The organism is Duganella sp. 3397 (assembly GCF_031456625.1).
GTDB lineage: Bacteria > Pseudomonadota > Gammaproteobacteria > Burkholderiales > Burkholderiaceae_D > Rugamonas > Rugamonas phyllosphaerae.
Map to the genome: position 1 here is coordinate 501,676 of NZ_JAVDVB010000003.1, position 19,587 is coordinate 521,262.

At 64.8% G+C, this 19,587-nt stretch carries 14 protein-coding genes and 1 riboswitch; of the genes, 5 read left to right on the forward strand and 9 right to left on the reverse strand.

What is annotated here, in order from left to right:
• The first annotated feature begins 67 nt into the window (after positions 1 to 67).
• On the forward strand, positions 68 to 961 hold the full coding sequence (locus J2X54_RS10995) for a LysR substrate-binding domain-containing protein (protein WP_310180608.1): 894 nt from the start codon (positions 68 to 70) through the stop codon (positions 959 to 961).
• On the opposite strand, the gene J2X54_RS11000 is transcribed toward J2X54_RS10995, so the two are convergent.
• From J2X54_RS11000 to J2X54_RS11010, 3 genes are all read right to left on the reverse strand, one after another.
• A complete protein-coding gene (locus tag J2X54_RS11000) occupies positions 958 to 2,823 on the reverse strand; it encodes a flagellar assembly protein A (RefSeq protein ID WP_310180611.1) in 1,866 nt (621 codons plus the stop codon). The two genes, J2X54_RS10995 and J2X54_RS11000, sit on opposite strands and share 4 nt — an antisense overlap.
• An 82-nt stretch (positions 2,824 to 2,905) precedes the next feature.
• Positions 2,906 to 4,882, reverse strand: coding sequence for a flagellar assembly protein A (locus tag J2X54_RS11005; protein ID WP_310180613.1), 1,977 nt, complete (start codon positions 4,880 to 4,882; stop codon positions 2,906 to 2,908).
• Positions 4,883 to 5,084: 202 nt separating this feature from the next.
• The gene (locus tag J2X54_RS11010) at positions 5,085 to 5,462 is read right to left on the reverse strand and encodes a hypothetical protein (RefSeq protein ID WP_310180614.1); all 378 of its coding nucleotides are present in this window, start codon (positions 5,460 to 5,462) and stop codon (positions 5,085 to 5,087) included.
• 309 nt (positions 5,463 to 5,771) lie between these two features.
• Here J2X54_RS11010 and ompR point away from each other — a divergent pair, with 309 nt between their 5' ends.
• From ompR to J2X54_RS11025, 3 genes are read left to right on the forward strand one after another with little or no spacing between them, the layout of a single operon-like run.
• A complete protein-coding gene (gene ompR / locus J2X54_RS11015) occupies positions 5,772 to 6,473 on the forward strand; it encodes a two-component system response regulator OmpR (RefSeq protein ID WP_227012300.1) in 702 nt (233 codons plus the stop codon).
• 14 nt (positions 6,474 to 6,487) lie between these two features.
• On the forward strand, positions 6,488 to 7,867 hold the full coding sequence (locus J2X54_RS11020) for a sensor histidine kinase (protein ID WP_070250131.1): 1,380 nt from the start codon (positions 6,488 to 6,490) through the stop codon (positions 7,865 to 7,867).
• Positions 7,864 to 8,583 (forward strand): hypothetical protein, encoded by a 720-nt coding sequence (locus tag J2X54_RS11025; RefSeq protein WP_310180617.1) that lies wholly within the window; start codon positions 7,864 to 7,866, stop codon positions 8,581 to 8,583. Before J2X54_RS11020 ends, J2X54_RS11025 begins: the two co-directional genes overlap by 4 nt.
• A 5-nt stretch (positions 8,584 to 8,588) precedes the next feature.
• On the opposite strand, the gene J2X54_RS11030 is transcribed toward J2X54_RS11025, so the two are convergent.
• The gene (locus J2X54_RS11030) at positions 8,589 to 9,080 is read right to left on the reverse strand and encodes an Imm26 family immunity protein (RefSeq protein WP_070250136.1); all 492 of its coding nucleotides are present in this window, start codon (positions 9,078 to 9,080) and stop codon (positions 8,589 to 8,591) included.
• A gap of 192 nt (positions 9,081 to 9,272) precedes the next feature.
• Positions 9,273 to 9,370: riboswitch (TPP riboswitch) on the forward strand.
• 59 nt (positions 9,371 to 9,429) lie between these two features.
• Here J2X54_RS11030 and J2X54_RS11035 point away from each other — a divergent pair.
• Positions 9,430 to 11,565, forward strand: coding sequence for a TonB-dependent siderophore receptor (locus J2X54_RS11035; RefSeq protein WP_310180619.1), 2,136 nt, complete (start codon positions 9,430 to 9,432; stop codon positions 11,563 to 11,565).
• 114 nt (positions 11,566 to 11,679) lie between these two features.
• Here the strand turns inward: J2X54_RS11035 and J2X54_RS11040 are convergent, their stop codons facing one another.
• The 5 genes from J2X54_RS11040 to J2X54_RS11060 form a co-directional block, all read right to left on the reverse strand.
• Complete coding sequence (locus J2X54_RS11040) at positions 11,680 to 12,198, reverse strand: ATP-binding protein (RefSeq protein ID WP_310180620.1); 519 nt, start codon at positions 12,196 to 12,198, stop codon at positions 11,680 to 11,682.
• Complete coding sequence (gene pnuC / locus J2X54_RS11045; RefSeq protein WP_070250142.1) at positions 12,195 to 12,851, reverse strand: nicotinamide riboside transporter PnuC; 657 nt, start codon at positions 12,849 to 12,851, stop codon at positions 12,195 to 12,197. The genes J2X54_RS11040 and pnuC overlap by 4 nt, the downstream gene beginning before the upstream one ends.
• A gap of 33 nt (positions 12,852 to 12,884) precedes the next feature.
• On the reverse strand, positions 12,885 to 15,026 hold the full coding sequence (locus J2X54_RS11050; RefSeq protein ID WP_310180623.1) for a S46 family peptidase: 2,142 nt from the start codon (positions 15,024 to 15,026) through the stop codon (positions 12,885 to 12,887).
• A gap of 67 nt (positions 15,027 to 15,093) precedes the next feature.
• On the reverse strand, positions 15,094 to 16,842 hold the full coding sequence (locus J2X54_RS11055; RefSeq protein ID WP_310180625.1) for a PAS domain S-box protein: 1,749 nt from the start codon (positions 16,840 to 16,842) through the stop codon (positions 15,094 to 15,096).
• A 1-nt stretch (position 16,843) separates the two neighbouring features.
• Positions 16,844 to 19,453, reverse strand: a complete 2,610-nt coding sequence (locus tag J2X54_RS11060) for a CheR family methyltransferase (protein ID WP_310180626.1) — start codon at positions 19,451 to 19,453, stop codon at positions 16,844 to 16,846.
• Positions 19,454 to 19,587: the final 134 nt, after the last annotated feature.

The window sequence follows — 19,587 nt, forward strand, 5'->3', positions numbered from 1 at the left end:
CTCCTGCGGAGCGCTGCTGCAAATGTGGAATATACTGAGGCAGACTTCGTCATTGACATAGGCTGCCATGCGTTTCGACCTGACCGACCTGCAACTGTTCGCCCACATCGCCGACAGCGGCAGCATCACCGCCGGCGCCCGGCTGGCGCATTTGGCGCTGCCATCGGCCAGCGCCCGCGTGCGCGGCCTGGAGCAAGCGCTGGGCGTACCGCTGCTGCGACGCGGCCGCCGCGGCGTGGAACCCACCGAGGCCGGACTGGCGCTGCTGCGTCACGCGCGCATCATCGGCCGCCAGGTGGAAGACCTGCGCGGCGACCTGGCGCAGTTCGCCAATGGCTTGAAGGGGCAAATTCGACTGCTGTGCAACACCTCGGCCATGACCGAATTTTTGCCCGATGCGCTGGCCGCGTTCCTGGCTGCCCATCCGGGCCTGGGCGTGGACCTGGAAGAGCGGCCAAGTCGCGACATCGTGCAGGCCGTGGCCGAGGGGGTAGCCGACATCGGCATCATCACCGATGCGGTGGACAGCGCTGCGCTGCAGACCTTCGCGGTCTGCGACGACACCCTGGTGCTGGCGATGGCGCGCAATCATCCGCTGGCGCGGCAACTGGGCCAGCGCCGCAGCATGGCGTTTGTCGATGCGCTCGATCACGATTTTCTGGGGCTGGCTGGCGACAGCGCGCTGCAACAGTACGCCACCGGCCAGGCGGCGCGGCTGGGGCGGCGCCTGCATTGCAACATCAGGCTGCGCAGCTTCGAGGCGGTGTGCCGCATGTGCGCTGCCGGCGCCGGTGTGGCGCTGCTGCCGGCAACGGCGGCGCGCCGCCATGATGACGAACGTTTGCTGAAAACGGTAAAATTGACCGACGACTGGGCCGCGCGCAAGCTGCTGGTCTGCGTGCGCGACCGGAGCACCCTGCCCGCCCCGGCGCGTGAACTGCTGGCAGCGCTGCTGGATTAATCGCCCTGTGGCGGCGCCCAGTGAATAGGCCCGACGCTGCCGAAGAACAGCGAAGGCGTACCCGCTGCCGACGCCCGCACCCTGGCCTTGATTTCCTTGGGCGAGTAATCATAGGGCGCCATGCCGTCGGGCACGTACGTCATCGGCCGCAATTGCACTTCGCCCTGCAGCAGCTCGACCGAGCAGTGCGACTTGCCGATCAATGTGCGCTTGTCGCGTTCTGCCTGCGCCACTTCGGCACGCGCCTGTTCTTCCTGTACCTGCGCGGCCTTGAGCGCGAGCGAAATGCGCCCCACCGAGCGCAGCGCCGGGCCCACGGCGGTGGCCATGCGGTGGAACAGCGGCTCCTGATCCGGCGTGAGCACCACTTCGCGCTTGCGCACGCGGGTGGCCAGGGTGAGGTAGTTGCGCACCTCGGCCTGGCTGGTGATGGCATCCATCTCCTGCTTGTGCTGGGCCGCTTCGCGCTGGGCTGCCGCTACCCTCGGCAGCAGGTCTGCCACGCGCTTGTCGTAGGCGGCGGTGTCGGGCACCAGCACGTACAGCAGCATCTCGCTTTGCTTGCGCGGGCCGGCGTGAACGATCTCGATGGAACGTGCGGCAATCGCGCAGCCTTCGGCTACCTTGATCACCACCTCGTCGGCCATGATCTCGCAGTTGATGGCCTCACCGATCACCACCCTGGTGCCGGAGATGACGCAGTTCTCGGCGCGGGTGAGCGCGACCTCGCCTTTTTTGGTTTGCAGCACCGCGCCCGAGGCCACGCCGCGCACGCGGATGCCGCCGTCGGCATTCAGGGCCGTGCCCCCCATCAGGTTGCTGTTGAGGGAAATGTCGCCGCCACGCGACTCGATGCCGCCGTAGACATCGCCGTGGATGGTGATGTTGCCGCCTTCAACCTTGCGCTGCTCCTGCACCGCGCCGAATTCTTCATACTCGCCGGTCAACTGCAAATTGCCGGTGGTGCGGGCGCTCACGCCCTCGCGGCTGATGATCTTGGGACCGATCGAGATGCGGCGGGTCTTGGGATCCACGCTGAGAAAACCTTCGACCGACGACACCAGGTATTCGCCATCGCGAAAGTTTTCGATCATCGTGCCCTCGCCAGCCACCGACGTCAGCTCCAGGTCCTTGGGCGCCGGCGGGTCGATCACCGCACCCGACATCTCGAAACCGCGCACGCCCGGCACGGGCGGCACCTTGCGCAGCAGCTTGACCTGCGGTTTGACCTGCGGGAAGCGGTTCTGGAATGTCTGTAAATCGAGCCGGCCATCCGACTTTTCGCGCGGGGCGTCGCTGCGATGGATATCGCGCGAGACTTCCACGATGGCGGCGTCGCGTCCGGGCATGGCATTCAGGCGCCGGGCCACCGTGATGCGCGCCACGCGACCGGTGGCGATCACGTCGCGCACCGCCGGCGCGTCGATGCCGAAGCGGATGCCCTTGATCCACATGTCGGCGACAAATTCGTCGAAATTCAGGCGCGCCGGCTGCGAAGGCAGGCCAGGCACGTCGAAGTACACCTGCTCGAAATAATATTCGGCCTCGCCGCCGATGACCTTGACGCTCTTGTACAACTGGCGGCGCGCGGGATGAAAAGGCTCGACGCGGTCGGCAAAACGCAGCAGCGGACGCTCGGCCAGCGCGGGTGGCAAGTCGGGACCGGCGTTGTAGACCATCTTGGTGAAGACGGCGTAGTGCAGCCCCACGAAGCAGGCGCCGCCAAGGAAGATCTGGCCGACTGCGGCCAGGCGCGCCACGGGCGTGGCAGCAACGTCGAAGTAGATGCCATCATCACGCTTGACGAGCGCTGCGGGCAGTTCGCCCTCGGCGCCTGAATTCAACGTCGTTGCGTTTGACACGGTATTCCCCACGAAGATGTACGTCGGAGCGGAGCGCTCCTTCACTTTTTTAATATGTCCTATAGCCTAGCATGAACCGCCGTCATTGTGTACTTGCCGACGGGTCCAGGTGCCAGTTCAGCGCCCCCTCGCTTTCCCAGAACAGCACCGCGCCGCCGGCCGGTGTGCCGCGCAGGCGCTGCTTGATGTCCCTGGCCGGCAGTTGCGCCAATGGCGGCAAGGCGCCGGCGCCGGGGCCCGTGCTCGCAGCAGCCACCGGGTAAGGCATGGTACGCACCACGGTCTCGCCGCTGACCATGTGCAAGCCGCAGCGCGCGGTCCCCGCGGCCGCCAGCTTTTGCGCCATCACGCTGTCGATGCGGTCGCACAGCAGTTTTTGCTGGGTGAGCGCCATCTGGCCATCCTTCTTCAAACGGTCGAGCGCCTGCATCGGCTCGGCCACGCCGGCGGCGATCTTGCGCAGGATGTGCGCCTGCTCGGGCGACACGGTCAGTTCCTGGTTGCGCAGCTTCTGCGCCAGCGCCAGGTAGCGCCGCATGTCAGGCAGCGCCGAGATGCGCGCCGCTTCTTCCTCGTGGCCCGCCAGCGCACGCGCCAGTTCGCCCCGCCGCAGATCGAGCTCGGCGAGTTCCTGGTCGAAGCGGGCAACGTCGCGCAGCAGCACGTACACCACCATCTCGGTGCGGCGGCGCGGGCCGGCGCATTCGATTTCCACGTCGCGCCCGGCCACCGCGCAACCTTCGGCCGTGGCGATGCGCAGCGCATCGGCGACGATCTCGCAATTGGACGCCTCGCCAATGGTCACGCTGCCGCCGGAGATGATGCAGTTCTCGGCACGCGCCACGGTGATGGCGCCGCTGCCGGTGTGGATCACCGCATTGGAAGCCACGCCGGCGATGGTGATCGGACCGTTGGCGTTGCGGATGCTGCCGCCCACCAGGTTCCGGTCCAGCACCACGGCGCCGCCGCGCGAGTGGATATTGCCGTAGACGTTGCCGTGCACCGTGATGTCGCCGCCGGTCACGTCGCGCTGCTCCTGCACGTCGCCATATTCTTCGTAGGCGCCGGCTAGTTCCAGGTTGCCGGTAGTGCGCCCACTGACGCCGTCGAGACTGACGATCTTGTCGGTCACCGACACCCGATGAGACTTGGGATCCACGGCCAGGAAACCCTCGCGGGTCGAGACGATGTAGTCGCCATCGGCCAGCTGCTGCACCTCGGTGCCGTCGCCGGCCAGGTGGCCCAGCACCAGGTCGGCCGGAGGCGCCGGCGCCGTCATGCGGCCGGCCAGGTCGAACCCCGGCAGGCCTGGCGCGGCAGGTACTTTTTTCAGCAGCCGCACGCCGGCCTTGATTTGCGGGAAGCGGTTCTCGAAGCTGTGCAGGTCGATGCGGCCGTCGGCGCGGGCCTTGGGCGCGTCGCTGCGGTGCAGCGCGTCCGACACCTCGAGCACCGTGGCGTCTTGCCCCGGCTCCGGTTCGAGGTCGGTGGCAAAGGTAATCCGTTCGGCCTTGGGCGACTTGATGGCGTTGAACACCGCCGCCACGTCGATGCCGAAGCGGATGCCGTGGCCCCACATGGCAGCGACGAATTCGTCGACGTCGAGCCGCGCCACGCGCTCAGGCAGCACGGTGCCGTCGGCCAGCACTTCCTCGTCGAGGAACAGCGGCTCGAAATAATATTCGGCATAGCCACGGCCCGGCTTGGGCGGCTTGTAGAGCGGCAGGCGGCTGACAGGGATCTGGCGCGCAGCGCTGGCCAGGCGCACGGCCTGGGTCTGTATCTGGTTCTGGTTCTGGTTCTGGTTCTGGTTCTCGGCCAGGCCAAGATCGGGACCGACGTCGTACAGCGCCTTGATCAGTACCGGGTAAGACAACCCTGCCAGGCAGAAGCCGGCAGCGTATACCTGGTTGATGGCGGCGGCGCGCGCCGGCGGCGGCAGGCCGAGGTCGATATAAATGCCGTCGGGGCGCTGGATCAGGCCCATGGGCAAGCTCGCGTCAGGCGCGGATAGCGCGGACACGGCCGATAGCGCTGCGGTTGCAACGTCTTGGACCACGATCTTCCTCCAGAAGGATCACGCGGCCGACAGGCATTGCGTGCAATAAACTAATATTACACTTAGTCAATCAAAAGGGAAGAAATATCATATTAAGGAATATGCAATGTGATTAAATTTCCACACCTCAATATCTCCGATACAAAAACGCCCGCCGTGATCAGCATGGCGGGCGTTGATGAGACTGTAACTGGCGGTAGTTCTAGCGGCGCGGTGGCAGCGCGTAAACTTCGGCGCCGGCCTCGTTGATCTGGCGCCGCAGGTCGCGCCGTTCGTCGGCGGTCATCCGGCCCACACGACGATTCATCTCGGCGTTACGATTGTTTTCCTGCATGGCGCGGCGCTGTTCCTCGGCGCGCGACTCGTAGCTGCGCGGGTCGAGCTGGCGCTGGTCCTGACGCTGATCTTGACGCATATCCTGGCGCTGGTCCTGCCGCATGTCCTGGCGCATCTCTTGACGCAAGTCCTGCTGGCGCATGGCTTGCTGTCCCGGCTGGCCGCGATTGTCATCGCGGCGATCCTGGCCGGCCGAATGGGCGGGCGCCGCCAGCACACCGCAGCACACCACGATGGCAGCCATGGTATATCGAACGCAAAAAGATGCGCTTGCAGCCGCGTGTATTTTTTTGAGGTCGATGAACATGGCGTTCCTAAGAGGTGATTCCATGCCCGCAGTGTATGATGGTTTGCACGAGGGAGTAAGACCAATCGGGTAAAGTTTGTAACACTTTGTAATGGGTAAAAGTAGACGTTTTCGTGACACGAATATGACGTTACCATAGCAACATCAATAAGACAACCTGGCACATAAATGACCACGACTACGCTTGATTCCAACAACACTGGCGGCAGCAATACCGTCAATCAGCATGGCCACCAGGCCAAGATTATGGTAGTGGACGACGACGTGCGCCTGCGCGACCTGCTGCGCCGCTATCTCACCGAACAGGGCTTCAACGTCTTCACCGCCGAAAGCGCCACCGCCATGAACAAGCTGTGGCTGCGCGAGCGCTACGACCTGCTGGTGCTCGATCTGATGCTGCCCGGCGAAGACGGCCTGTCGATCTGCCGCCGCCTGCGCGGCGCCGGCGACCAGACGCCCATCATCATGCTCACCGCCAAAGGCGAAGACGTCGACCGCATCGTCGGCCTGGAAATGGGCGCCGACGATTACCTGCCCAAACCATTCAATCCGCGCGAGCTGGTGGCGCGCATCGGCGCCGTGCTGCGCCGCCGCGGTCCCGACGAGATTCCGGGCGCACCGTCCGAAACCCCGCAAACCTTCGAGTTCGGCCAGTTCGTGCTCGACCTGGGCACCCGCACCCTGAAAAAGGCCGGCGAAACCGTGCCGCTCACCACCGGCGAATTCTCGGTACTGAAAGTGTTCGCGCGCCATGCGCGCCAGCCGCTTTCGCGCGAAAAGCTGATGGAGCTGGCGCGCGGCCGCGAATACGAGGTGTTCGACCGCAGTCTCGACGTGCAGATCTCGCGCCTGCGCAAGCTGATCGAACCCGATCCATCGAGCCCGCTGTACATCCAGACCGTGTGGGGCCTCGGTTATGTGTTCATTCCGGAGGGTCAGCCGCGCTAAGCGCGGGCTAGCGCATGAAGTCCAAGTCGAAGTCACCGTTCAAACGGTTGTTCACGCTCCGTCTCGCCAGCCTGAAAAGCGGTTTGTTCTGGCGTACCTTCATCCTGCTCGGCGCCCTCACCACCACCAGCATGACGGCGTGGGTGGGCATGATCAGCGTGGTCCAGCACGACCCGCAGGTGCAGCAGATCTCGGCCCAGGTGGTGTCGGTAGTGACCATCACCCACGCCGCTCTCACCCACTCGGCGCCGGAGCTGCGGCGCGAGCTGCTGTTCGACCTGGTCTCCAACGAAGGTATCCGGGTGTTTACGCTGGAGGCCGACGACCAGGTCGATCCGCCGCCCGACAACGCCCTCATGCCCGACATTCAAAAGCTGGTGCGCGCCAAGCTGGGGCAGGACACGCGCTTTTCGTCCAAGGTTAATGGCGTCTCCGGTTTCTGGGTGTCGTTCAAGATCGACGACGACCAGTACTGGCTGATGCTCGAGCGGGAGCGCATCCGTGGTCTTACCGGCATCCAGTGGCTCGGTTGGGCCAGCGTGGTGTCGCTGATTTCGCTGCTTGGCGCGGCGCTCATTTCCAGCCTGGTCAACCTGCCGCTGCGGCGCCTGACCAAGGCCACGCGCGCCTTTGCACAAGGCATGCGCCCCGACCCGCTGCCCGAAACCGGTCCGAACGAAATCCTCGAAGCGAACCGCTCGTTCAACCACATGGTGCTGCAGTTGCAGCAGGTGGAGTCGGACCGTGCGGTAATTCTGGCCGGCATTTCCCACGACCTGCGAACGCCGCTGGCGCGCATGCAGCTCGAAGTGGAAATGGCCAACCTGTCCGATGATGCGCGCGAGGGCATCCAGTCCGACATCGGCCAGATGGACGCCATCATCGGCCAGTTCCTCGACTATGCGCGCCCCACCGAGAAGTCGAGCTTCATCGACGTCGATATCAGCGAGCTCGTTGCCGATGTCGCGCACGACGCCGGGCGCATGCCCGACGTGCGCGTCAAGACCGACATCGCGCCGGACGCGCATGCCATGGGCAACGCCACCGACCTCAAACGCGTGATCAACAACCTGGTGGAAAACGCCCGTCGCTACGGCAAAACGCCGGGCCAGGACATCACGGAAATCGATATCGCCTGCAGCGTCAAGGGTGCCGGTGCGGCCAAGCGGGTAACGATCGAGGTGCAGGACCACGGCCCCGGCGTGCCCGACGACCAGATCGCACAACTGCTCAAACCGTTTACCCGGCTCGATACGGCGCGTGGCCAGGCCAACGGCGCCGGCCTGGGACTGGCCATCGTGGACCGGGTGATGCAGCGCCATGGCGCAGAACTGACGGTGCGCAACCGCGACGGTGGCGGCCTTTCCATCCAGATCGTGATGAAAGCAGCATGAGAAAAGTTTTACTGATTGCCGCAGTGCTGGCGAGCGGTGCACTGTGCGGTTCCGCGGGTGCCGCCAAGGCGGCCAAACCTGCCCAGGTCGCGCAGCAGCGCGAACCGACCACCGAAGAACGCGCATCGTTCGAGGCCTTTTTCAGCGCGCGCCAGGCCGCCGTGCCGCAGGGGCCGTGGGCCACGCGGCCGCTGTTCGCCCCCGCCTTCGAGATCGACCGCGAGAGCGCCGGCAAGCCGTCGCGCGTGATTGCGCGCATGGATTCGGCGCCGCGCCGCTCGCACCCCGACCTGTGCCGGCAAATCCGCTCGAGTTTCATCTATAACGCCAAGGCGCCCGAGGGTGAGCGCTGGCAGGACGCGGCCGAGCCGCAGCGCTGGTACGTGTGGCTGGCCACGCCCACCGTGCCGTGCGCGGCCGCGCGCTACACCACCTTGCAAGACCCGAAGGTGGCGGACGTCGATGCCGTGGCGCTGCTGCGCCAGCACCGCGATTTGCTGGGCCGCGCGCGCCTGCTGTTTGCCGGTCATTCGCAGTGCGCACCGTATCGCGCGCTGACGTACCGGCTGGCCGCGCTGGAACCGGCGGCGCCGGTTGCCGGCGCACCGCTGATGCTGGGCATGGTTTTCGAAAGCGACCGCCACGCGGTGGCGCGGGTGGCCGTGCGTAAAAGCGGCGGCGAATACACGGCGTGGAATGTCAGCTGTACCGGCTAGCGCGCTTACACTGAATGACGCTGGGACGGCTGCTCGGCGCCGGCCAGCAGCTTGGTGAGCAGCAGCTCGGCCGAACCATAACCGTACAGCGAGTCGGCCTCGAAGCCGACGGTTTCGTACGGGACCGATTCCTCGCGTTCCGAGCGCGCCGGATCGTTGCTGGCATAGGTGACGCGCCAGGCGCGTTTCAAGGCATCGGCACGGCGCAGGAACTGCGGCATGGGCCACTGGGCCGCATCGAAGGCGTCGAGCTCGCCAAGCACGCGCCAGTGGCCGCTCACCAGCGCCATGTCGCCTACCCGCAGCACCTTGATGGCGTCTTGCGCAGTCAATGTTTTAAGCCGCGCCAGGTCCGGCAGGCCGTCCTGCTTCGGACCGAACAGATAGGCCAGCATGATCTTGCTGCCCGGCGACAAGCGCGCCACCAGGCCGGCGCCGTAACCACCGCTGAGCAACGGCACGGCGAAAAAACTACCCTCTTGATACGACTGCCTCATTCCCATCCTTTCGCTACACACGCGGCAGACCTTGCTATTGCCTGGCAGAGCCCGCCGCGCTGGCGCCTCGCGGCGCAAAAGTGGCAGTGTAGCGGCGGCGCGCCAAGTGTGGCGCACGCGTGGCGCAGGCGTCACAATCGCGCATGCAGCCTCGCTTTGCGGGTTTTTAATGATGACGATTGTGTTACACTCCGGTTTCGCTAGGGGTCCTGGAATCGTTTTCCGGGTGAGAGATACCCTTCGTACCTGATCTGGATAATGCCAGCGAAGGAAAGCGCAAAAGTCGGCCCTCCCCTCCTTTGATGTCTCTCCTCGCGGCGCCCAGCCGAACACGTAGAGAGCAGCCATCATGTCCACACCACATTTCGCCGTATCCGTCATCGCCCTGGCGGTGCTCAATTCCTTTGCCGGCGCCGCCATGGCCGAGGAAGCCGATCAGCCATTGCCTGAAGTCGTCGTCAGCGCCGTCAAAGCGCGCGCCAGCACCGCCTCGATCGGCGGCTTTTCCAACGCCTCGCTGCTGAGCACTCCGGCCTCGCTCAACGTGATCACGTCGCAGCAGATGCTGGACCTGCAGATCCGCTCGACCACCGACGCCGCCCGCTACGACGCCAGCCTGTCCGACGCCTACAATGCGGTCGGCTATGCCGAACAGTTTTCGATCCGCGGCTTCAAGCTCGATAACGCCAGCAGCTACCGCAAGGACGGCATGACGATCGCCGGCGACACCCAGATCGCGCTGGAAAACAAGGAACGGCTGGAAGTGCTCAAAGGCCTGTCGGGCCTGCAGGCCGGCGTATCAGCACCCGGCGGTGTGCTCAACTACGTGACCAAGCGCCCCACCGACAACCCGATCCGGATGGTGGTGCTGGAAACCCGCGAGCGCGGCACGCTGTACGGCGCGGCCGATGTCGGTGGCCGGTTCGAAGATACCCGCTTTGGCTACCGCGTCAACGTCGCGGCCGAGCGCCTGCGCTCGATCGTCAAGGGCGCCGACGGCAACCGCAAGTTCATCTCGGGCGCGTTCGACTGGCGCATCTCGCCGCAGGCGCTGCTGCAAATCGATGCCGATTACCAGCGCAAGTCGCAGCTCACCGCCCCCGGCTTCCAGCTGCTCAACAACACCACGCTGCCGGTGATCGACGCCGACACCATGCTCAACGACCAGCCGTGGTCGCGCCCGGTGGAAACCATCAGCAGCAATATCGGCGCCCGTTTCGAATACACGTTCTCGCCCGAGTGGAAAGCGACCGTCAGCGCCAACCAGAACACCTTCAAGCGCGATGACTACACGGCCTTCCCGTACGGCTGCAGCGCCCAGGAACTGTTCCCCGGCTTCTGCGGCGACGGCGATTACGACGTCTATAACTACATCAGCAAAGGCGAGAAGAAGTCGCCGCTGACGGTGCAGGCGCTGTTGCAGGGCCGCTTTAACGGCGGCGCGATGACGCACGAGGTGACGTTCGGCAGCTCGCTGATGCGCAACCGCGAAAAATGGGGCGACGACCTGTACGATTATTCGGGCGTGAGCAATATCTACAAGCCGGTGGTGGTGCCGCCAGCGCCAGGCACCAGCGGCCCGGTGTCCGAGCGCCGCTACACCAACGAGCGCTCGCTGTTCGCCCAGGACATCGTCAGCCTGACCGAACAACTGAAGCTGCATGCGGGTGCGCGCTACGTCCAGGTACGCCGCAACCAGTACGTCGGTGAAAACGACGCCGGCGTGATCCAGCCCAATGCCCTGACCGACGCCGGCTTCTGGCTGCCGAGCGTGGCGCTGGTGTATAGCCTGCGTCCCAACGTCTCGCTCTACACCTCGTACGCGCAAGGTCTCGAGCATGGCGGCGTGGCGCCCAAGGGAGCTCTCAACGAACGGCAGGCGCTGGAACCGGCAAAATCGAAACAGGTGGAACTGGGCGTCAAAGCCGACATCCGCAACGACCTCAGTGCCACGCTGGCGCTGTTCCAGATCCGCAAGGGCCTCGAGTATGTCGACAACGCGTCCAATATGTTCGTGCGCAATGGCGAGGCGCAAAATCGCGGCCTGGAAATGGGCCTGAACGGCCGCGCCACGCGTGAGCTCACGGTGGGCATCACGGCCACCGCGCTCAACACCGAACAGAGCGGCACCGGCCTGGCCAGCCTGGACGGCAAGCGCGTGACCAACGTGGCGGCGTTCAAGTCGTCGGTGTTTGCCGACTACGCGGTGCCGCAGGTGCAGGGGCTGAACGTGAGCGCCAACTGGCAGTACTCGGGCAAGAAGGCGTTCGATGCAGAGAACACGGTGTTCGTGCCGAAGTATCACCTGATGAATTTCGCGGCGGCCTACTCCACCCGCATCGGCGGCGTGGCCACCACCGTACGCGCCGGCATCGACAACGCCTTCGACAAGTTCTACTGGCGCGATGTCACGCCGGACCTGGGCGGCTACCTGATCCCCGGCGCCTCCCGCACCGGCCGCATCTCGGCCCAATTCGACTTCTAACACTTCGGGGTCAGTGCCGACATTCGGACATTTTTGAACTTAATCCAGCGGCAATGGTCATCATATTGATGGACTCGTGTCCAAATGTCGGCACTGACCCCGAACTGGGTAATACTAAGGCAGGTGGCGGTTGGCTTGGGCCAGGCGTTCTGCGAGGGTGCCGGTGAGCAGCAAGTAGGGAATGGCGCGCCTGGACAGTTCTTCCATCAGCATGGTGTTGATGGTCACGCTCACCTGCTCTGATTCGCGTTGCAGGCCGTCGGCCTGCCAGGGAATATCGGACGCGGTCACCAATGTGATGGCATAGTCGCGCCGGTGACGGTTGGCCAGCAGTTCCAGCTCGGCGTCGATGCCGTGAAAATAGTGGCGGCTGTACACGGCCGTCATCAACGGCGTGGTGTCGCAAAAGAGGTATCGGCGCGCCAGCGGCATGGCCGCGTCTTCGCGCGCGCGCTGGGTGCGGGCGATGTGTATCTGGTCCTGCGCCACCGGCACGCGCGCTTCGGTATCGACGAACTCGCGTAAATACTCGGGCACCCACACGGTGCCGTGGTCGCGCGCCAGGGCCGCCGCCAGCGTGGTCTTGCCGGACGACGCGGCGCCCAGGATGGCGACCTTCACTTCAGCATTCACTCGAGCACCAGGCGCCTGCCGCCACCATCGTTGCCACCGCCACCGCCGCCGGTCGGCATGCCTGCCGACTGCTGCCACGTGCGCAGGCCCACGATCGCCATGCCGACAAAGATCGCGTACAGGATCGCGGTGAGCATCAGGTGCTTGTGCAGGTACAGGCCCACGTACAGCACATCGACGATGATCCACACGTGCCAGTTCTCCACTTTTTTACGCGACAGCAGGAGCTGTCCCACCAGGCTGCCGGCAGTGAGAAAACCGTCCGAGAGCGGCACGTCGGTATCGGTCCAGGTCTTGAGGAACAGCGCCAGCACCAGGAAGCCCACCAGCCAGCCACCGGCGGCCAGCCAGCGCCCGCGCGCATCGAGCGCGGTGACCGGCAACTCCGCGTGCCGCCCGTGGTGATCGTCACCGCGCAACCACTGGCGCCAGCCGTAGACCGATACCGCGATGAACACGAACTGCAAGCCCATGTCGCCGTACAGGCGTGAGCCGAAGAACACCATCGCATACGTGGCCGACGAGACGATGGCGAACAGCCAGGCCCAGTGGCTCTGGCGGATGTTGAGCCACACCGTGACCACCGCCAGCACGAACGACAGCAGCTCGAGCGGAGTCGTGACAAACACCGCCAGGTGCAATGGCAGGTTCATATACCCGAGCAGGACTGTCAATGCGTGCATGGCTTACTTCGCGGCTTTGGTTGGATACTTGATGGTCATTTCCTGCAGCAGGTTGTCGGCATGGTCCACCTCCGTCATGATCCACAGCATATACCGGATATCCATGTGGATGGCGCGGGTGATCTCGGGATCGAAATACCAGTCCTTGGTGATCGATTCGTAGGTGGAGTCGAAATTCAGACCGATCAGCTCACCGTTACGGTTCATCACCGCCGAGCCGGAGTTGCCGCCGGTGGTGTCGGCGCTGGTGAGGAAGTCCACCGGCACCGTACCCAGGACCGGATCCTTGAACTGGCCGTAGCGCTTGGCCTTGATCGCGTCGAGCAGCTTTTGCGGCGCGTTGAACGGGTCCTTGCCGGTATGCTTCTGGACGATGCCTTGCACGGTGGTGAATGGCCCCTTGGTGATGCCGTCGGCCGGCGAGTACGGCGCCACGGTGCCATAGGTCACGCGCAGCGTGGAGTTGGCGTCCGGGTACACCGGCTTGCCCTGCGATTTCTTCCACGCGATCACGGCTGCCATGTACTGCGGGATCACCCGTTCCAGGTTGCCATCGAGTTCGGCGCGGCGGTCCTTGAGCGACTGCGTTACGCCGTCGAGTTTCAAGGCCAGTTGCAGGAAGGCGTCGCCGGAAGCCTTGAGGGCGGCGGCATCCTTGCCCATCCAGCCCACGCGCGTGGCGGTGTCGCCCAGCCGGGTATTGGCGTACAGCGCCGGCACTGCGTCGGCCGCTGGCAACAAGGCGTCCAGGCCTTGCACGTGCAGGGACTTGGGCAGTTTGGCGTAGCGTTGCAGGGCGGCGGCAAAGCGCGCCTGGTCCACGCCGGCCACGTACGACTGCTCCAGGCGGTTCAGGCGCGCGCGGATCATGTTCTGGTCGCGCTGCTGGTAGCCCACTTCGCGCTCGGCATCGGGCTTGGCGCCTTCGCTGGCCAGGCGCACCAGGGTGGCTGCGCTTTTCAGCAGGTCGCTGTTGAACGCCACGCCGTGGCCGAATTCCTCGTCGGACAGCGCGATGTCGGCAGCGATCACGGTATCGAGTTCGGCCAGCAGTTGCGGCGACTTGCCCGGCTGTTTGGCATACCAGGCGCGGAATTCGGCGTCCTGCGCATCCTTGATGGCGGCGATGTCCTTGCGGGCGAAGCCGTCGGACAGGCCCTGCGCCTTTTTCATCACGTTATTGAGGCTCTTGGCCACGCTGGCGTAACGCACTTCGTCGGCCGGCTTGCCTTTTGTGGCCGCAGCGATGACGTCGAGGTCGGCCTGGATTTCGGCCACGCGCTGCGGGAAAGTGACGTCGCGCGCGGCGCGCACTTCAGACGGCAGCTTGTAGCGGCTGGTGCGGCCGGGGTAGCCGGCCAGCAGCACCGGGTCGCCGTTTTTCAAACCGGCGGCCGACACCACCAGGAAGTCTTTCGATTGATACGGCACGTTGTCCGGCGACGGATCGGCCGGACGGCCGTCCTTGCCCACGTAGGCGCGCAGGAACGAGTAGTCGCCCCCCTGGCGCGGCCATTCGTAGTTGTCGATATCGCCGCCGAAGTTGCCGATCATGTCGGCCGGCGCGTACACCAGGCGCACGTCGCGGATCATCATCTGGCGGATGCGATAGTATTCGAGGCCGCGATGGAAGGCCGGCACCGAGCAACGGTAAGCTCCAACGCTACCACTGCTCTCGCATTCGGCGATCAACGCCTTGATGGCTTTTTCAACTGCGTCGTGGCGCTGCTTGCCGGTCATGGCGGGCGTGACGCCCTTGAGCACGCGCGCGGTGACGTTTTCCACCTTGTCGGTCACGTACACCAGCGTGTTCGGGCCGCCCGGCAGTTCTTCGGCGCGGGTTTTGGCGAGGAAGCCGTTTTCGATGTAATTGTGTTCAGGGCTCGAGTTGCGCTGGATGGCGCCGTACGCGCAGTGGTGGTTGGTGACCACCAGGCCAGCGTTGGAGACGAACGACGCCGAGCAGCCGCCCAGCGAGACGATGGCGCTCATCGGGTGCTTCGAGAGGTCGGCCAGTTTTTCGGCGGGGATGGCGATACCGATCTTCTTGAGTTCGGATTTCAGCTGCGGCAGCTGGTATGGCTGCCATTGCCCTTCGTCGGCACGCGCCGACGTGGCTGCCGCGCAGATCATGGCGACAGACATTGCGAGTTTTTTTAACAAGATTGAGCCCCTGGTTGAAAGTCAGCGGCAGTATATTCCTTTTCCCGCCTCAGCTCCATACCAGGTCGAGGCTCAAGGTGAGCCGGCAACCGCCGCCGGCCAGGTACGGCGCCACCTCCAGGTGGCCGCCCAGCGCCTGCACCCGCTGCGCCATGCCGATCAAGCCGAACGAGTCGCTCTTGGCGCGTTCTTCCGGCGCCATGCCGATGCCGTTGTCGGCCACGCTGAAGGTGAGGCGCCCTTCATGCACCCTGAGCGCGACAGCCACGTAGCTGGCCTGCGCATGGCGGCGCACGTTGGTCAGCGCCTCCTGCAGGCTGCGGAACAGCACGATCTCCACCTCCGGTCCGATCACCGCGAAAGCACCTTCGGGAGGCAGCGACAGGTCGCAGGTCAGGCCGCTACGCTTGCGGAACTCGGCCACCTGCCACTCCAACCCGGCTTGCAAGCCCAGGTCCAGTACCGCCGGCCGCAAGTCATTCATGATGCCGCGCACGCTGCGGATCGTGCTATCGAGCTGGTCGAGCGCGCCCTGGGCCCGCCGGTGCAGGCGCGGCTGGCGTGTGCTGCTGCGGGCCACCAGCAGCGAAATATCGATGCGCAGCGCCAGCAGGTTCTGTCCCAGCTCGTCGTGGATATCGCGCGCGATACGCTTGCGCTCCTCTTCCTTGACCGTCTCGAGGTGCACCGCCAGCTTGCGCAGCTGTTCGCGCGACTGGTGCAGCGCGGCCTCGGTACGCTTGCGCTCGGCGATCTCCATGGTCAGCAGGCGGTTGGCGGCGGTCAGTTCGGCGGTGCGCGCAGCCACCCGCGCGTCGAGGTCGCGCGACAGCGCCAGCAGGTCGGCATCGACGCGACGCCGCGCCGTCACATCGGAAAACACACCGATGAAGCGGCCGATGGCGCCTTGTTCGTCGTGGATCACGGTGAGCGACATGCTGGCGGTCCAGGGGGTACCGTCACGCCTGCGGTTGTACACGTCGCCCTGCCATTTGCCATCCTCGCGCAGGCGCCGCAGCGATTCCGCATGGAAGCCGGGCGGGTGGGCGCCAGGCCGGCCAAGGAAGCGGGGATTGCGGCCCAGCGCTTCTTCCACCGGGTAACCGGTGATCATCGTGAAAGCGCGGTTGACGAAGACAATGTCGCCGTTGGCATCGCACACGATCACGCCTTCCCCCATGTGGTCAAGAACCTCGAATGCGCGTCGACGGGCTGACTCGCGTGCACGATCGCTGCCGATATCGGTGAGAATGACACGGAACTTGGCGGCGGCAGGATCGAGATTGACGTCAAGGTGAACCTGGCGGCCCTCGCCCATATTTGGGCCGCGCGAACTCAATAGCGGTAACTCGAGCGTGCCGCGCTGACCGTGTTCGAGCATCCCGTCGAGAAAACGCCGCAGCAGGACCTGGGCTGTCGGCGCTACGAACTGTTCGAAGCGCCGACCGGGCAGCGCATCGCGCGGCAGTCCGAGCAGCTCGCCGGCGGCCAGGTTGGCGCGCGTAATGCCGCCTTTTGCATCGAGCGACAGGTAACCAACGGGAGCCTGGTCGTACAGCTCCGCGTAGCGCTCGCGCCCTGCTTCGGCCTCATCGCGCTCCGACTGCATCTCGATCAGCGCCAGGTTCTGCATGTCGAGCTCGACCTGGCTCACTTGCAGCTCGTGCCAGTGGCGCAAGGCGTCGCTGTCGACACTCGATGGCAGTTGCGGGCTACCGGCCCCCATCGCCGTCACCGCCTGCTCGGCAGCTTCGCGCAACTGGTCGGCGTCCAGCAACTGGCGCGGCGTTTTCTTCATGTCACACCGCGCCGTCTTGCATCGACCGCAATTGCGACTCCAGCTGCTTCGCTTCGGTGATGTTGATGAAGGTGACCACCACGCCATCGATCACATTGTCCACCGTCCGGTAGGGCATGATGCGCACCGTGTACCAGCCGCCGCTGCGAGTGGGCACGTGCTTCTCGCATACCACCAGCGTACGCAGCACGCCGTCGGCATCCGCTTCGAGCTCCGGGTAATCGAGGTCGTTGGCGATGTCGCTGAGCGGGCGCTGGACATCGGTGGCAATGAGCTTGTAAATGCGTGTGGCCTGGTCGGTGAAGCGGCGAATGCGCAGCGCACTGTCGAGGAAGATGGTGGCGATATCGGTGCTGTTAAGCAGATTTTTCATGTCGCCATTGATCAGCGACAGGTCGTCCACCTTCGATTGCAGCTCGGCGTTGACGGTGTACAGCTCCTCGTTGAGCGACTGCATTTCCTCCTTGGAGGTGGTCAGCTCCTCGTTGGTCGATTGCAGCTCTTCGTTGGTCGATTGCAGTTCTTCGTTGGCCGACTTGAGCTCTTCGCGCGAGGCCTGCATCTCGTCGCGCACGGCCTGGATTTCCAGTCGCGCCTGTGCCAGTTGCTGTTCCAGCTCCTGTACCAGCGGCGGCGATGCGCGCGCGCGCCGCTTCTGCGGCGGCAGTGCATGACTGGCAAAGGTGACCATAATCGTGCCGGCCAGCGGGCCAGAATGCGGCATCGCCTCCGCAGTGAGATCGAGCGCGCTTTCCGGCCGTCCGCCTGCGTCATGCTGGACCAGGCCACGGACTTCGACCATCTGGTCGGACTGGGTAGCGTTTTGCAGCAGTGCTGCCAGTTCGTGGCGCAAGCCGTCCCGGGCCATGGCGTGAATATTCCAGTTGGCCTTGCCGGCAGCCGGCTCGAGGAAGGCGCCGGTGCGGCCATGGATATAGAGAATGTCGCCGTGGGCGTTGAGCAGCACTGCGGCCGGCGAGTGCTTGCGCAACAGCAGTTGCTCAACCTGGGTTTGCAGGTTTTCTTTCATGGAAGCGTGACCAATCTGGTGTATGGGGGGCAACGCCACATTGGCGACCCGTGTGGGAAAGTAGCTGGTCACGCGCCCGGGGTCGGCATCGAGCCTCCGGTAGACGCGGCTGGTGCCGGCCAGCGGCGCAAACAGTTCATGAAAGCGCCCCGGCGTATCGGCGCTGCCCAATACCAGCAAGGCGTTGGGCCTGAGGGCGTAATGGAACAGTGGTATCAGCTGCGTCTGCAGGCGCGGCGTAAAATAAATCAGCAGGTTGCGGCAGCACAGGATATCGAGCTTGGTGAATGGTGGATCGGAGATCACGTTCTGGCGCGCGAAAATAATGGAGCCGCGCAGGTCCTTGCGGATGCGGTAACTGCCCTTGTCGGCCGGGGCGAAGTAACGACGCAGACGTTCCGCCGAGATATCCCCGGCAATGGCATGACCAAACAGCCCCTGGCGGGCGCGATCGATGGCGTCGCCATCGAGGTCGGTGGCAAAGATCTGCAGCGTGAAGCGCGCGGTCGGCCGCAGGCGTTCGAGCACTTCGTCGAACACGATCGCCAGCGAGTAGGCTTCCTCTCCGGTGGAACAGGCGGGCACCCAGGCCTTGAACGCGGCCCCTTCCGGGTGCTGCTCGAGCAAGCGCGGCAGCGCGTATTCGCCAAGGTAATCCCACACCGGCGCATCGCGGAAAAAGCTGGTCACGCCGATCAGCAATTCCTTGAACAGCAGTTCCACTTCAATCGGGTTGTCCGCCATCCAGCGCACGTAGTCGGGCAGGGTGGCGCACTGGCGCAGCTTCATGCGCCGGTCGATGCGGCGCATCACGGTACTGAGCTTGTAGTCGGCGAAGTTGGCGCCGGTTTGCTGGAGCAGCAACTGGAACATTTGCTGCAAGGCCGCGCGCTGGTCGCTGGCCTGCACCGGCAACGCGCCGGCGCCGCGATCGCCCCTGCGACGACGCCAGTCGGCCACCTGTGCCGCCATCTCGCCCGGCAGCGCGACGATATCGACCGCCTGCGCCGCGATCGCACTGGCCGGCATGGGATCGTAGCGCGCCGAAGACGGCAACTGCGCCATGGTCAGGCCACCCGCATCGCGCAATGCCGCCAGACCGATGGTGCCGTCGGCGCCTGTGCCGGACAAGGCAATACCCACGGCCGACTCCCCTGCGTAACTGGCCAGGGCACGAAAAAAACTGTCGATCGGATGGCGGCCGGCAGCAGGGCCGTCGGGTGGTTGCACGGTAAAACAGTGACCGTCGAAGCCGCAGCCGCCACCGGCCGGCGCTACGTACACGCGGTCCGTTTCCACCGGCATGCCATGGACCAGCTCCGTCACCGGCATGCCGGTGACGCGTTGCAGCAGTTGCGGCAGGATGGACGGCAACGCCGGCGCATGGTGCTGTACAACGACGTAAGCGAACCCGCTGGCAGGCGGCACGCTGGCGAGGAATTCGCAGATCGGATCGAAGCCGCCGGCCGAGGCGCCGATGCCAACTACCGGCACACCGGCAGCATGAACCCGCGCAGGCAGGGGCCCGTCCACGCGGCCTGGCGCAGCCTGGGCGTCGGGGACATCACTGGATGGCGTCATGTTGAAATCCGGAAGCGGTGTCGATGTGGCGAAAAAGCATATCTTGCAATAAGATTATAGCAAAGCGTCTTCGCGTCTCGCGCATCGCGCTCCATCTTCCCCACACCCGCACCATTACACAGTCATGCCGCTAT